Source organism: Streptosporangium sp. NPDC004631 (genome assembly GCF_053601935.1).
On sequence record NZ_JBSGCR010000007.1, the window covers coordinates 1 to 14,968 of the forward strand.

Consider the following 14,968-nt stretch of genomic DNA (forward strand, 5'->3'; position numbering starts at 1 on the left):
CTGTCCGACGCCCCGCACGCCCGGGACGGGCCGGCCCGTCCACCGCATCGAGCGGGCCCGCCGCCCCGATCCGGTCCGTCGCGGCCCCCGGTGTCCGGCGGGACAGCCCTCCGGTATCTGGTAGGACAAGTGGGTGACCCACACCGGCCCCTCATCAGACGACGACGCGTTGCTGCCGCTCGACGCCGTACGTGAGAGGCCCGCTCCCGCCCCGCCGGCCAGAGGGGTGCCGGAGCCCGCGGCCACGCTGCCGGTCGCGCGGATCGCGGTGGACATGCCGCTGCCGCACCTGGACCGGCCGTTCGACTACCTGGTGCCGGCCCCCCTGGACGCCGACGCGGTGCCGGGGGCGCGGGTCCGGGTCCGCTTCGCGGGCAAACTCGTCGGAGGCTTCCTGCTGGAACGGGTGGAGAGCAGCGAGCACGAGGGCAGGCTGACCCGGCTGGAGCGGGTCGTCTCGGCCGAGCCGGTGCTCACCCCCGAGATCGCCCGGCTGGCCCGGGCCGTGGCCGACCGCTACGCCGGGACGCTGGCCGACGTGCTCCGCCTGGCCGTCCCCCCGCGCCACGCCAGGGTGGAGGCCGAGACGCCCGGCGAGGTGCCCGGCGAGACGGGGATGTCCTCGGCCGCGGTCCCCGGTGTTCCCGCCCCTCCGGTTTCGGAGCCCGGGCCGCGGACGTCCCGGGGACGGAGTCCGGCCGAGTCCCGGCCCCCGTCCACGGTTCCGGCCCCACCCGCGCAGGTGGGGCCGTGGGCGGACTACCCGGACGGGGAGGCGTTCCTGACGGCCCTCGCCGGGGGAGGCTCGCCGAGGGCCGTGTGGACCGCGCTGCCCGGAACCGGGCCGGACGGCCCCGGATGGCCGGTCGCGATCGCGGTGGCCGTACGGGAGACGCTCCGCGGCGGCAGGGGCGCGCTCGTGGTGCTGCCCGACGGCAAGGACGTGGCCCTGGCCGACGCGGCGCTGAGCGCCGTCCTGGGGCCCGGGGCGCACGTGGCGCTCACCTCGGACCTGGGGCCCGCCGAACGCTACCGGCGGTGGCTGCGGGTGGCCAGGGGGCGGGTGCGCGTCGCCGTCGGCACCAGGGGGGCCGCGTTCGCCCCGGTCGGAGACCTGGGCCTGGCGGTGATCTGGGACGACGGGGACGACCTGCACGCCGAGCGGCTGGCGCCGTACCCGCATGCCAGGGAGGTCCTCGCGCTCCGCGCCCACCAGGGCCGCGCGGGCCTGCTCATCGGCGGATACGCCCGTACGGCGGAGGCCACCCGGCTCATCGCGACCGGCTGGGCCGGTCCCATCCTCGCGACCCGTGAGACGGTCAGGACCAGGGCGCCGAGGGTCCACCCGGCGGGCGACGACTCCGAGCTGGCCAGGGACGAGGCGGCGAGGGCGGCCCGGCTGCCCAGCCTCGCCTGGCGCACGCTGAGGACGGGGCTTGAGACCGGCCCGGTGCTGGTGCAGGTTCCCCGCCGGGGCTACCTGCCCGCGCTGGCCTGCCAGAACTGCCGGGCCCCCGCGCGGTGCGGGCACTGCGGGGGGCCGCTCGCGCTCCGGGGCGGTCACGCGGTGCCGTACTGCCGCTGGTGCGGACGGATCGCGGGGGAGTGGCGCTGCCCGGCCTGCGGTTCGGCCCGGATGCGGGCACAGGTGGTGGGCGCCCGCCGTACCGCCGAGGAACTGGGGCGGGCCTTCCCCTCGGTCCAGGTCAAAACCTCGGGCAAGGACGGGGTGCTCGCCACGGTCGGCGCCGCGCGGACCCTGGTGGTGGCCACTCCGGGGGCCGAGCCGGTGGCCGAGGGCGGCTACGCGGCGGCCGTGCTGCTGGACGGGTGGGCACTGCTCGGCCGGCCGGACCTGCGGGTCGCCGAGGAGACGCTGCGCCGGTGGATGAACGCCGCCGCGCTGCTGCGGCCCCGGGCCGAGCTGGTCGTGCTCGCCGACTCCTCGGTGCTCGCCGTGCAGGCCCTGCTGCGCTGGGATCCCGTCACCCACGCCGAACGCGAGCTGGCCGAGAGGACAGAACTGGGTTTTCCCCCCGCGGTAAGGATCGCGACGCTGACGGGCTCTCCGGGGGCGGTCAGGGAGATGCTCGGGGAGGTGGCGCTGCCCGGTGGGGCACAGGTGCTCGGGCCCGTCCCGATCGACTCGCCCAGGGACGATCAGGTGCGGGAACGCGCCATGGTGCGGGCCCCGTGGGAGGCCGGTCCGGCGCTCGCCGCGGCGTTGAAGGGGGCGGTCGGCGTGCGGTCGGCGCGCAAGGCCGCGGAGGTGGTCAGGGTGTGCATTGACCCCCTGGATGTCATTTGACGTGTTTCCCCGATTCGCGGTGCCGACAGTAAGCCGTTAATTTTCCCCTGTGTCGATCGAATGGGTGAATCGGGCTGTGGATGATCTGCGCGCGTGGGGGCGTGCGCATGGCCTGGACGTTGACGTGGATGAGGTGCGGCTGCTCTGTGACTACGCAAGCGATTATCTGAACGTGAACGAACTGGGTGATTTCACCCCGGTTACCTTCGAGGAACTGCTGCTCAACATCTATCCGCGCAAGGTCATCGCCCCGCCGGACAGCGCCTTCGAGACCGTCGCCGCCGCCCGCACCCTGGTCGACTTCCTCCTCGCGACCGAGGAGATCGGCGGCAAGATGGCGGTCCGGATGCGGACCGTCCTGGACCGGATCGAGCCCGAGATGCCGATCGCGCTCGCCGACACCTCCCGCTTCGGCATGGCCAAAAGCCTGTTCAGCGCGATGGGCGCCGACTCCCTGGAACCGGGCGCGGCGGCCGGGGCCGAGCCGGTGCCCGCTGAGTCCCCCGCCCTCTGCGAGTGCCCGGGATGCTCCCCGCTCCCCCCGGTACGGCTCGCCTCCCGCACCGAACTCGCCGAGGGGGCCCTGCGGGTGCCCCTGGTGACCGATGTGCGGCGGCTGGCCCAGTGGATGCTCGCCGGAGGCCGCAGACCCACCGTCAAGGGGCGGCTCAGGGTCCGTGACGCCGCCGAGGCGGCCGCCCAGCTCGCCGTGGCCGACCCGGCGCTCCTGTGGGACCTGGCGGTCTACACCGGCCTGGTCGAGGTCGAGGGCACCGCGGTCTTCGACGGCGACGACCCCGATCCGCTCGACACCTGGGCGGCGGTGGTGGAGTTCGCCGTGGAGAAGGAGACCGGCGGCGCGGTCACCGGAGCCCCGGCCCTCGACGAGGAGCTCTACGGCCTGTGCGACATGCTCTACCGTCTGCAGGAGCCGGTGCCGATCCCCCTGGTTCTGGAGTATCTGGGTGAGGTCGGGCTCATCGCCGAGGGGGAGGTGGACGTCGCCGAGGCCGTGCGGCGGCTGGCCTACTACGGGATCGCCGTGCCCGACGAGGAGCACCTGGCGCTCACCCCGCTGGCCGTCTGGGCCCTGCGGGAGCTCTACACCGGGCTGGGCATCGAGGCGCCGGAGGCCGCCGACCTGACGGCCGCCGACGCCTCCGAGCTCATCGACGGGCTGCTGTCCGGGATGCCCGCCGAGATGGCGGAGGCCGACATCGACGGCTGGCTGCGCGGCAGGACCGCGGCGGAGGCCGCCGCCGAGCTGCTGGGAGCCGCGTCCGGCGCCCCCTCGGTCGCCCGGGGCATCGCCGTGACGATCGTGGACCGGCTCGGCCCGGAGGCCGAGCCCGAGGTCCGGCGATACCTGGAGGAGGCCGAACTGCGTCCGCACGCCATCCACTGGCTCTCCACACGGGGTCTGGCCGCCCCCACGCTCACCCAGCGGGAGGTGCTCTGGATGAGCGTGGACATGCTCGCCCTGGCCATCTCGGCGGCCGAGGACGACCCGGAGGGGTTCGCCGAGAACATGGCGGCCTCCGGCCCTCCGGCCCACGTGATCGACGAGATGTGGCGGGTGGACCACCCCGACGTCGTTCAGGTCCTTGAGCTGCTGGGCCGCTCCCTGCAGGACCAGAACACGGCCAAGGCGGCACGCAAGGCCGCTTTCAAGGCGCGTTCCCGCGCCATCGGTTAGCCGTACACCCGTGGGGCCCGAGTGCAGTAAGTTTCACGAGTGGCAAAGAGCGGGAACACCGGAAACGTTTTCGATCTCGGCGAGCTGCGCAGGCTGGTGGGGGAGCTGGGAGCGGCCCCCGGCGAGCTCCGCGCGGCCGTGCGCGACACGGCCACCGCGGCCGGCGCGGCCGACGCCTGCGAGTGTTCGGGCTGCGGCGCCGAGGTGCTGACCTTCCCGCCGGTCGACCTGGCCTCCGACACCGAGCTGGCGGAGGCCGTCACGCGGGTTCCGCTGGTGCTGGACGCCCAGCGGCTGGCCGAGTGGACCGGCACCCGGCGGGTGACCCCCGAGGGCCTGCTGCCCGACCCCTTCCTGCCCTGCGCCGAGCTCGGGGTGCCCGGTCCGGCGCGGTTGCATCTGCTCTGGGTCGTCGCGGTCAACACCGGCATGCTCCGCATCTCCCGGGGCGTCGCGACCCCCGGTCCGCTCTCCCTCTCCGCCGGGCTGCCCCCCCGGGTGGCACTGGAGTTCTGGGACGGCGTGGTCATGGACGTCCTGGACCGCGCGGACGAGGGCCTGACCGGTTCGGCGGTGGTGGACGACCACCTCGCCGAGATGCTCGCCACGATGTACGCGGTGAGCGACGGCCTGTCGTCGGCCACCCTGGTCAAGGGCATCCTCCAGTCGCACGAGGTGGCCTGCGAGGCCCGCCGGGCCGAGATGCGGGCGCTGACCGCCGCGCTCCCCGGCGAGCTGGAGGCCGCGCTCTCGCTGCTGGGCTACTGCGGGCTCATCGAGTCGTCCGAGGCGGGCCGGCCCCGGCTGACCCCGCTCGGGGTCTGGGCGGTCCGCCAGGACCTCATCCGCGAGGGCCACGACGCGCCCACCGGGGCCGAGGTCGCCGTCTTCGCCGACCTCGACGCCGCCGAGCTGGTCGACGCGATCACGAAGCGCTCCGCCGCCCCCAGCGCCGTCACGGTCTGGCTGGAGTCGCGCCCCCCCGAGGCCGCCGCCCGGGAGCTGGTCAAGATCGCCGCATCCGGTACGGCCGGCCAGCGCGGCACGGTGGGCACGATCCTGGAGGAGCTCGGCCCCGAGGCCGAGTCCCCCCTCAGAGAGGCGCTCGCCGAGCCCGTCATGTGGCGCTACGCCGCCTCCTGGCTGCACATACGCGACCTGCCCGCCCCCCCGCTCGCGCCCGCCGACCGCACCTGGATAGCGGTCGACACGCTCGCCTCGCTGGTCCAGCTCGGCCACGCGGCCGAGGCGATGCGGGAGTTCGACGCGCTCGAACCCGGGGAGGACCTGGTCCGCCTGGTCGAGGAGATGGCGCAGGTGGACCACCCCGACACCGTCGCCGTGCTCGACCTGCTGGGCGCCCACCACGGCGACCCCGCGGTGGCCAAGGCGGCCCGCAAGGCGGCCATGAAGACCCGCTCCCGCTAGGTGCGCCGACCGTGGACGTTCACCGGGTCGCGCGTCGTGCGCCGACGCCGGCCGCACCCGGTCGACGCTCGCCGTACCGGCGGGGCGCGGGGGGTGCCGGCCCGGTGGAGGCGCGTGGCCGTCGCGGTGGACGCCGCCCCGGTGACCGGGTGCGGCCGCTCCTCCGGCGGGCGGCCCGGCGGAAGATCCGAGAGAGGTGACCAGGGCCCTTACACTGGGGGGATCCCCGAAAGCGTGAGGAGACCCCTGTTGGCCATTCAGCCGATCCGCCTCTTCGGCGATCCGGTGCTGCGCACGCCGGCGGAGCCGGTGAAGGACTTCGACAAGGAGCTGCGCAAGCTCGTCAAGGATCTCACCGACACGATGATGGACGCCCCGGGGGCCGGTCTGGCGGCGCCGCAGATCGGCGTCGGGCTGCGGGTCTTCACCTACTACGTGGACGACAGGCTCGGCCATCTGATCAACCCCAGCCTCGACCTCTCCGAGGACAGGGACGAGGAGGGGGAGGAGGGCTGCCTGTCCTTCCCCGGTCTGTCGTTTCCCACGCCCCGGGCCGTCCGGGCGGTGGCGAAGGGCTTCACCGCGCACGGCGAGCCCGTCACCCTGGAGGGCACCGACCTCATGGCGCGCTGCTTCCAGCACGAGACCGACCACCTGGACGGCGTGCTGTTCATCGACCGGCTGGATCCCCGGCAGCGCAAGCTCGCCATGAAGGAGATCCGCGAGGCCGAGTGGAGCGGGCTGTCGGCGCCTCCGTTCAAGTTCTCTCCGCACGCCACCCACGGGAAGGCTCTGTAGGAACCTTGCGCCTGGTCTTCGCCGGAACCCCGGACACCGCCCTGCTCTCGCTGCGGGCACTGCTCGACTCGCCACGTCACGACGTCGTCGCCGTCGTCACCCGGCCCGACGCACAGTCGGGCCGGGGCCGCAAGGTCCACCCCAGTCCCGTCGCCGAACTGGCGGAGGAGGCGGGCGTGGAGGTCCTCAGGCCGCCGAAGGCGGGTGACCCCGAGTTCCTGGAGCGTCTGCGGCTGATCGACCCCGACTGCTGCCCGGTGGTCGCCTACGGCGCGCTCCTGCCCCAGGCCGCCCTGGACATCCCGCGTCACGGCTGGGTCAACCTGCACTTCTCGCTGCTGCCCGCCTGGCGCGGCGCCGCTCCCGTGCAGCACGCCGTGCTGCACGGTGACGCGATCACCGGCGCGGCCACCTTCCGGATCGTCAGGGAGCTGGACGCCGGTCCGGTCTACGGCGTGGTCACCGAGGAGATCCGGCCCGCCGACACCGGCGGGGAACTGCTCGCCCGGCTGGCCGAGTCCGGTGCCGGGCTGCTGGCGGCGACCCTGGACGGCATCGAGGACGGCACCCTGGAGGCCGTGCCCCAGCCCGTCGACGGGGTGAGCCTCGCCCCGAAGATCGGCGTGGACGACGCCAGGGTCGACTGGTCGGCGCCGGCCATGCGGGTGGACCGCCTGATCCGCGCCTGCACGCCCGCCCCGGGCGCGTGGACCGGGTTCCGCGGCCGGCGGATCAAGCTCGGCCCGGTACGGCCCGCCCCCGGCGCCGCCGCGCTCGCCCCGGGCCGGATCTCGGCCTCCAAGACCTCCGTCCTGGTCGGCACGGCCACGCACCCCGTCGAGCTGGGTGAGGTGCGGCCGCAGGGCAAGCGCCCGATGAGCGCTGAGGAGTGGGCGCGCGGCGTGCGGCTCACCGACGACGATCGGCTGGGCGAGGGGTCATGAACCGTGGAAAAGAGGCCGGGGAGCCTGTGCGGCGCGGGGGGGCGGGCCGGACCGGCGGGCGGGGGCCGCGTCCGCCCAGGCCGATCCGCGACGAGGCCCGCAACACCGCCTACGACCTGCTGCGCGCGGTGGACGAGCGGGACGCCTACGCCAACCTGCTGATGCCCGCGCTGTTGCGTGAGCGCCGCCTCTCCGGGCGGGACGCGGGCCTCGCCACCGAGCTGGCCTACGGGACCCTGCGCGGCCTGGGCACCTACGACGAGATCATCGCGGCCTGCAGCGACCGGCCCCCGGAGGACCTGGACCCGCCGCTGCTCGACGCCATCCGCCTGGGCGTGCACCAGCTGCTCAAGACCCGCGTCCCGCCGCACGCGGCCGTGGGCACGACCGTGGACCTGGTGCGGCTGCGGGTGGGCGTCGGCGCGTCGAAGTACGCCAACGCCGTGCTGCGCAAGGTCGCGTCCCGCACCCTGGAGGAGTGGGTTCCGATCGTGGCCCCCGACCCGGCCGAGGACCCGGTCGGCCACCTGGCCGTGGCGCACAGCCATCCCCGGTGGATCGTCACCGCGCTGCGCGACGCGGTGGGCGGCGACTTCGACGAGACGGCCGCTCTGCTGGCCGCCGACAACGAGCGCCCCCGCGTCACCCTCGTCGCCCGCCCCGGCCGCGCGTCGGTCGAGGAGCTCCTCGCCTCCGGTGCCGAGCCGGCCGCGTACTCCCCGTACGCGGCCTACCTGCCCGAAGGGGATCCGGGCGCCGTCCGGGCCGTGGCCGAGGGGCGTGCCGCCGTACAGGACGAGGCCAGCCAGCTCGTCACGCTGGCCCTGACCCGCGTCCCGGTGACCGGCGGCGACTCCCGCTGGCTCGACCTGTGCGCGGGGCCCGGCGGCAAGGCGGGCCTGCTCGACGCCGTCGCCGCCCGGGGAGACCTCCCCGGCGGGACCCGTCTGCTCGCCGCCGAGCTCCAGTATCACCGCGCCCGCCTGGTCCGGCAGGCCACCCGGCGGGCGGCGGTGATCACCGCCGACGGCACGGTCCCCGCCTGGCGGCCCGGGGTCTTCGACCGGGTCATGGTCGACGCTCCCTGCACCGGCCTGGGCGCGCTGCGCCGCCGGCCTGAGGCCCGCTGGCGCCGTGACCCCCGCGCCCTCCCCGACCTGGGCAGGCTCCAGCGCGACCTGCTGGCCTCGGCCCTGGAGGCCGTCCGTCCCGGGGGAGTCGTCGCCTACGTGACCTGCTCGCCCCATCTGGCCGAGACGGTGACCGTGGTCGGCGACACGCTGCGCCGCCACGACGACGTGGAGGCCCTCGACGCCCGCGCCTACCTCCCCGAGGTCGAGAACCTGGGGGAGGGGCCGTATATCCAGTTCTGGCCACATCGCCACGGCACCGACGGGATGTTCCTGGCCCTGCTGCGCCGCCGCTGAGCTCCGGGGGCGAGACCCCGGCTCGGCGTCTTCCCGGAGCTTTCGGCACGGCTGTCTCCGTGCCGTCCCGCTGGTCGGCGGGGTGGCGGCGGATGTTCCCGCGCGCCGCCCCCTCCCCGGGGACGGCGCGTGTCTCCGCCGCGCGGCGCCGGGGGCGGGCCGGCGCCGTGGGGCGGGCGCCTGATGTGAGGAGCTCAATAAATCCCATTACGGAATATCGGATATTTCTCTCACATTGAGATCTACAGATTGTCATCTAACAATGTGAGATATCTGCCGATGAGACGTGGGGGTTGGGAAAGTGTGCGGAATCTCCGGGTGGGTGGACTTCGAGCACGACCTCGGGCAGTGGCGCGACACCACACAGATCATGACCGACACGATGGCCTGCCGGGGACCCGACGAGGAGGGACTCTGGATCGCCCCGCACGCCGCGCTCGGCCACCGCAGGCTCGCCGTCATCGACGTCGAGGGCGGACGTCAGCCGATGGTCGCCGAGGAGGACGGCCGGCCGCTCGCCGTACTCGTCTACAGCGGGGAGATCTACAACTTCCGCGAGCTCCGCGGCGAACTCGCCGTGCGCGGCCACCGGTTCCGCACCCGGAGCGACACCGAGGTCCTGCTACGGGCCTACCTGCAGTGGGGGGAGGGCCTCCTTCCCCGGCTGAACGGCATGTTCGCCTTCGCGATCTGGGACGTCCGCCGCGAGGAACTGCTCCTGGCCCGCGACCGGATGGGCGTCAAGCCGCTGTACTACCATCCGACCCCGGCCGGGGTGCTGTTCGGCTCCGAGCCCAAGGCGATTCTCACCAACCCGCTCGCCCAGCCGGCCGTGGTCGACACCGACGGGCTGCGCGAGTTGCTCGGCCTCGTCAAGACGCCGGGGCACGGCGTCTACCGGGGGATGTACGAGGTCCGTCCAGGCCGGCTCGTCCGGGTCGACCGCGCCGGTCTGAGCCATCGCCGCTACTGGCGGCTCGAAGCCCGCGAGCACCCCGACGACCTCGGCACCACCGTCCGGACCGTGCGCGAGCTGCTGGACGACATCGTCGGCCGCCAGCTCGTCTCCGACGTGCCGATCTGCAGCCTGCTCTCGGGCGGCCTCGACTCCAGCGCCATCACCGCGCTCGCCATGGGCGCCCTGCGGGAGCGGGGGAACGGCGGGATCCGCTCCTTCTCCGTCGACTTCGCCGGCCACGGCGAGAACTTCACCCCCGACGCGCTGCGCGCCACCCCCGACGGGCCGTACGTCCTCGACGTCGTGCGGCACATCGACGCCGACCACACCGGCATCGTCCTGGACTCCGCCGACCTCACCGACCCGGCCGTGCGCGCCGCGGCTCTGCGCGCCCGTGACCTGCCGACCGGCCTCGGCGACATGGACACCTCGCTCTACCTGCTGTTCGAGGCGATCCGGGAGCACTCGACCGTGGCGCTGTCGGGTGAGTCGGCCGACGAGGTCTTCGGCGGCTACCGATGGTTCCACGACCCCGCGGCGGTCAACGCCGACACCTTCCCATGGCTGGCGGCGGCCGGGGTCGAGCGGTTCACCGGCCTGGGCCGGCTCCTCGGCGACGACCTGCTGCGCGAGCTCGACCTGCCGGCCTACCGCGCGGAGCGCTACCGGCAGGCCCTGGCCGAGGTGCCGAGGCTGCCGGGTGAGGGCGGCCTGCAGCGGCGCATGCGGGAGGTCGGCTACCTGCACCTCACCCGGTTCGTGCAGATGCTGCTCGATCGCAAGGACCGGATGAGCATGGCCGTCGGCCTGGAGGTCCGGGTGCCGTTCTGCGACCACCGGCTGGTGGAGTACGTCTTCAACATTCCCTGGTCGATGAAGTCCTTCGACGGGCACGAGAAGAGCGTGCTCCGCGCCGCCACGGCCGACGTCCTGCCGAGGTCGGTCGTCGAGCGCCGCAAGAGTCCCTACCCCTCCACCCAGGACCCCGCCTACGAGCGGACCCTGCGCGCGCAGGCGGCCCGGCTGTTCGACAGGGGGGACGTCGTCGTGCCGCTGGTCGACTCCGGCAAGGTGCGCGCCGTACTCGACCGCCCCGAGGGCGCCGGCCTCCCCGGAGACCGGGCGTCGCTGGACGGGCTCCTGGAGTTCGACGCCTGGCTCCAGCAGTGCGGCGTGCAGATCAAACTCTGAACCCGCCCTACGGCGGGCCGTGACGAGAGCGGCGGTGTGAGGCGGCCGGATGCCGGGGGCCGGAGCGGGCAATAGACTCGGCCGCATTATGGCCGCACAGATCTCGCCCAGCATCCTGTCCGCCGACTTCGCCCGCCTCGCAGAGGCGGCCGCGGCGGTTCCCAACGCCGACTGGCTGCACGTGGACGTCATGGACAACCATTTCGTCCCCAACCTGACGCTCGGTCTTCCGGTCGTCGAGTCGCTGCTCAAGGCGACCTCGACACCGCTCGACTGCCACCTCATGATCGAGGACCCGGACCGCTGGGCCCCCGCCTACGCCGAGGCCGGAGCGGGGGGCGTGACCATCCACGCGGAGGCGGCCAAGGCCCCGGTCAGGACGCTGCGTCAGATCCGCGCCGCCGGTGCCCGCGCCGGGCTCGCGCTGAACCCGGCCACCTCGGTCGAGCCGTACGAGGACCTGCTCGGTGAGATGGACATGCTGCTGCTGATGACCGTCGAGCCCGGTTTCGGCGGCCAGAAGTTCCTGAACGTGGTGCTGCCCAAGATCCGGCGGGCCCGCACGCTCATCGACAAGCACGGAGGCCAGGTCTGGCTGCAGGTGGACGGCGGGGTCTCGGCCGACACGATCGAGCGCTGCGCCGAGGCGGGGGCCGATGTCTTCGTGGCGGGCAACGCGGTCTACGGCACCGACGACCCGGCCCGCGCGGTGGAGGAACTGCGCGCCCTGGCCGAGAAGAGCTGAGCAGGCCGGGACCGACCCGTGCGAGACCGGACCGGTCCGGACGGGCCCGCACTGCTCCGGACCGATCCGGGGCCACCTGTATCGATCGTGATTGACCTGGAGTGATCCGTACCGACCCGGACGGCCTCGGCGGTGGTTACCGCCGAGGCCGTCGGCCGGCCGGGGGCCGTGCGGGCGGGGCAGGCCGTCCGCACGGCCCCCGGCCGGGTGGGAGCGCCGGGTGACCGTGTCCCTGGATGAACACGCCCGGACGGGCACGGTCAGGTGAACGGCGCGGGTCGGGCGGGGCCGGTCGGGCGGAGGCGGGACCGGCCGAGCGGGGTCAGCCGAGCAGGGCCGGGTCCAGCACCACGTCCTCGCCGTGTACCGTCGGCGCCTCGGGGAAGTGGCAGGCGGTCAGGTGGCCGTCCAGGTTCCCCTCCAGCTTGACCAGCGGAGGCTCCTCGGTCGCGCACTTCTCCCGCGCCTTCCAGCAGCGGGTGCGGAACCGGCAGCCGGAGGGTGGGTTGATGGGGGAGGGCACGTCCCCGGCCAGGCGGATGCGCGCGCGGGCCCCCGCGTCCACGGTGGCGTCGGGCACCGCCGACATCAGCGCGTGGGTGTAGGGGTGGCGGGGACGCTCGTACAGGGAACTCCGGTCGGCGATCTCGACGATCTTGCCGAGATACATGACCGCGACCCGCTGCGAGAAGTGCCTGACCACGGCCAGGTCGTGCGCGATGAACAGGAACGCGATGCCCATGTCGCGCTGGAGCTGCTGGAGCAGGTTGACGACCTGGGCCTGGATCGAGACGTCCAGCGCCGAGACCGGCTCGTCTGCGATGATCAGCTTGGGGTTGAGGGAGAGGGCGCGGGCCACCCCGATGCGCTGGCGCTGGCCGCCGGAGAACTCGTGCGGGAAGCGGTTGTAGTGCTCGGGGTTGAGGCCGACGATCTCCAGCAGCTCCCGGACCCGCCTGTCCCGGCCGCCCGGCGGGTTGATGCCGTTGATCTCCATCGGGCCGCCGATGATGGTGCCCACGGTATGCCGGGGGTTGAGCGACGAGTACGGGTCCTGGAAGATCATCTGGATCTCGGCCCGGATCGGCTTCAGCTCCCTGCGGCTCGCGTGGGCGATGTCGTGCCCGCGGTACCTGATGCCACCCCCGGTCGGCTCCAGCAGCCGCGCGGCCAGCCGCCCGGTGGTCGACTTGCCGCAGCCCGACTCGCCGACCAGCCCGAGGGTCTCGCCGGCGTGCACCGTCAGGTCGATGCCGTCCACCGCGTGGACCCGGCCGACCTGCCGCTTGAACAGGAAACCGCCCGTCACCGGGAAGTGCTTCTCCAGTCCGGACAGCTCCAGGAGTGTCTCGCTCACGTGTCCTCCCTCACCGGCGGCGTACGTGAGCCGTCCCGCGCGCCGGATGTCTCGCGTCGCCCGTTCACGGGCCGTCCTGCGCCGGTGGCGCGGGCGGGGCGCCGCCGTACTCGGTGGTTCACTTGTGGATCTCCCGCTTCTGGGCGAGGGTCAGGTAGCACGCGTCGCCGTGGCCGCGGTGCGGGGACAGTTCGGGCCGCTCGCCCTTGCACACCTCGGGGCCGGCCAGGTCCATGTAGTCGCACCGGGGATGGAACGGGCAGCCCGGCGGGACGTTGATCAGGCTCGGCGGGGTGCCCCGGACGGGCTTCAGCGGCACGTCCACCGGCGAGGTCAGGTGCGGCATGGAGCCCAGCAGACCCCAGGTGTAGGGGTGGCGGGGCTCGCCGAGGACCTCGGCGACGGTACCGCGCTCCACCGCGCGCCCGGCGTACATCACCAGCACATTGTGCACGGTGCTCGCCACCACGCCCAGGTCGTGCGTGATCAGGACGATGGAGGTGCCCATCTGCTCCTGGAGCTCTTTCAGCAGGTCCAGGATCTGGGCCTGCACGGTCACGTCCAGCGCGGTGGTGGGCTCGTCGGCGATCAGCAGGTCCGGGTCGCAGACCAGGGCCATCGCGATCATCGCGCGCTGCCGCATGCCGCCGGAGAACTGGTGGGGATAGTCGTCCACCCGGGTCTTCGGCTGCGGGATGCCGACCCGGGTCAGCATCTCGATCGCGCGGTTCCTGGACTCGGCGCGGCTCGCGCCGGTGTGCTTGCGGTAGACCTCGCTGATCTGCTTGCCGATGGTGTGGTACGGCGAGAGCGAGGTCAGCGGGTCCTGGAAGATCATCGCGACCTTGTTGCCGCGGAGCCGCTCCATGGTGGAGCGCGAGGCGCCGATCAGCTCCTCGCCGTCCAGGTGGATCTCTCCGCTGATCTTGGTGGTCTCGGGGTTGTGCAGGCCGAGCACGGTCAGGTTGGTCACCGACTTGCCGGAGCCCGACTCGCCCACGATGCCCAGCGTGGTGCCCTTCTCCACGTCGAAGGAGAGCCCGTCCACCGCGTGGACGACGCCGTCCTCGGTGTGGAAGTCGACGGTCAGGTCACGGACCGAGAGGAACGGGGTTGACACTTTCTTCCAGACTCCTAGCTCAGCCGCACGCGGGGGTCGATGAAGGCGTACAGGACGTCCACCACGATGTTGAACACGACGATCGCCCCGGCGGCGACGAGCACCGTCGCCATCAGCATGGGCAGATCGGAGTTGGTGACGGCCCTGATCGACAGCTGCCCGAGCCCCTGCAGGCCGAAGGTCGTCTCGGTGATGATCGCGCCGCCGATCAGCGTGCCCAGGTCCACGCCGAAGATGGTGACGATCGGGATCATGGTCCCCCGCAGGGCGAACCTCATCACGACCGAGCGGCCCGACATGCCCTTGGCCCGCGCGGTGCGGACGTAGTCCTCGCCGAGTTCCTCGACCATCGTCGAGCGGGTCATCCGGGTGTAGTTGGCGGTGAAGATGATCGCCAGTACCACCCAGGGCAGTGCCAGCCCGCTGAACCAGGCGAGCGGGTCCTCGGTGAACGGCACGTATTTGGGCTGCTGGAGGATGTGGTTCTTGTAGACGAGGAAGTACAGGGCGAGCGTGCCGACGAAGTAGATCTGCACCGAGGCGCCGATGAGGGACGACACGCTGGCGATCTTGTCCAGCGGCTTGCCCTGCCGCAGCGCCGCGATGATGCCCGTCGCCACGCCGAAGGTGAGGAAGACGGCCGCCGCGCCGATCGTGAGCGAGACGGTGAGCGGGAGCCGGTCCAGGATCGTCTCCAGCACCGGTGCCCGGTTGACGAAGGAGTAGCCCAGGCAGGGGGCCGGGCAGTGGCCCAGGCCCTCGTAGTCACGGCCGACGAAGATGCCGGACAGCCAGGCCAGGAACTGCGCGAACAGCGGCAGATCCAGTCCCAGGTTGTGCCGCGCCTGCTCCAGCAGCTCAGGCGGGCAGACCTTGCCGCAGGCGAGCCGGGCCGGGTCGGCCGGTACGGCGAAGAAGAGGAAGAACGTGACCGCGGCGATGATCACCAGGGTGACCGCGGCGCCGAGCGTGCGGCGAGTGATGAATCGAAACATT

The 14,968-nt window shown here is 73.1% G+C and carries 11 protein-coding genes; 8 read left to right on the plus strand and 3 right to left on the minus strand.

The features are described 5' to 3' along the window. The first annotated feature begins 133 nt into the window (after positions 1-133). The 8 genes from ACWEF2_RS09180 to rpe all read left to right on the plus strand — a co-directional run bounded on the left by ACWEF2_RS09180 (position 134) and on the right by rpe (position 11,495). Complete coding sequence (locus ACWEF2_RS09180) at positions 134-2,308, plus strand: primosomal protein N' (protein WP_453813421.1); 2,175 nt, start codon at positions 134-136, stop codon at positions 2,306-2,308. A 124-nt stretch (positions 2,309-2,432) separates the two neighbouring features. Beyond that, positions 2,433-4,004, plus strand: coding sequence for a hypothetical protein (locus ACWEF2_RS09185; RefSeq protein WP_453813423.1), 1,572 nt, complete (start codon positions 2,433-2,435; stop codon positions 4,002-4,004). Positions 4,005-4,043: 39 nt separating this feature from the next. After that, positions 4,044-5,432, plus strand: a complete 1,389-nt coding sequence (locus tag ACWEF2_RS09190) for a hypothetical protein (protein ID WP_453813425.1) — start codon at positions 4,044-4,046, stop codon at positions 5,430-5,432. Between the two features lie 249 nt (positions 5,433-5,681). Next, positions 5,682-6,230: a peptide deformylase gene (gene def, locus ACWEF2_RS09195; protein WP_453813427.1), complete on the plus strand. Its 549-nt coding sequence runs from the start codon at positions 5,682-5,684 to the stop codon at positions 6,228-6,230. 5 nt (positions 6,231-6,235) lie between these two features. Continuing rightward, positions 6,236-7,174 carry a methionyl-tRNA formyltransferase gene (gene fmt / locus ACWEF2_RS09200; protein ID WP_453813429.1) on the plus strand — a complete coding sequence of 313 codons (939 nt, stop codon included), beginning with the start codon at positions 6,236-6,238 and terminating at the stop codon, positions 7,172-7,174. Beyond that, positions 7,171-8,601, plus strand: coding sequence for an RsmB/NOP family class I SAM-dependent RNA methyltransferase (locus ACWEF2_RS09205; RefSeq protein WP_453813431.1), 1,431 nt, complete (start codon positions 7,171-7,173; stop codon positions 8,599-8,601). The genes fmt and ACWEF2_RS09205 overlap by 4 nt, the downstream gene beginning before the upstream one ends. A 301-nt stretch (positions 8,602-8,902) precedes the next feature. Beyond that, a complete protein-coding gene (gene asnB / locus ACWEF2_RS09210) occupies positions 8,903-10,750 on the plus strand; it encodes an asparagine synthase (glutamine-hydrolyzing) (protein ID WP_453813433.1) in 1,848 nt (615 codons plus the stop codon). Positions 10,751-10,838: 88 nt separating this feature from the next. Next, the gene (gene rpe / locus ACWEF2_RS09215) at positions 10,839-11,495 is read left to right on the plus strand and encodes a ribulose-phosphate 3-epimerase (RefSeq protein WP_453813435.1); all 657 of its coding nucleotides are present in this window, start codon (positions 10,839-10,841) and stop codon (positions 11,493-11,495) included. Positions 11,496-11,817: 322 nt separating this feature from the next. Here rpe and ACWEF2_RS09220 read toward each other — a convergent pair whose 3' ends face one another. The 3 genes from ACWEF2_RS09220 to ACWEF2_RS09230 form a co-directional block, all read right to left on the minus strand. Further along, positions 11,818-12,852 (minus strand): ABC transporter ATP-binding protein, encoded by a 1,035-nt coding sequence (locus ACWEF2_RS09220; RefSeq protein WP_453813437.1) that lies wholly within the window; start codon positions 12,850-12,852, stop codon positions 11,818-11,820. A 118-nt stretch (positions 12,853-12,970) separates the two neighbouring features. Next, on the minus strand, positions 12,971-13,972 hold the full coding sequence (locus tag ACWEF2_RS09225) for an ABC transporter ATP-binding protein (protein WP_453813439.1): 1,002 nt from the start codon (positions 13,970-13,972) through the stop codon (positions 12,971-12,973). A 14-nt stretch (positions 13,973-13,986) separates the two neighbouring features. After that, entirely contained in the window at positions 13,987-14,967 is a 981-nt protein-coding gene (locus ACWEF2_RS09230) for an ABC transporter permease (protein WP_453813441.1), read from the minus strand. Position 14,968 lies beyond the last annotated feature (1 nt).

Bases quoted from the DNA above. Each gene is read 5' to 3' on its own strand.
- ACWEF2_RS09205 (WP_453813431.1), top strand. From the start codon at position 7,171: ATGAACCGTGGAAAAGAGGCCGGGGAGCCTGTGCGGCGCGGGGGGGCG.
- rpe (WP_453813435.1), top strand. From the start codon at position 10,839: ATGGCCGCACAGATCTCGCCCAGCATCCTGTCCGCCGACTTCGCCCGC.
- ACWEF2_RS09230 (WP_453813441.1), bottom strand. From the start codon at position 14,967: ATGTTTCGATTCATCACTCGCCGCACGCTCGGCGCCGCGGTCACCCTG.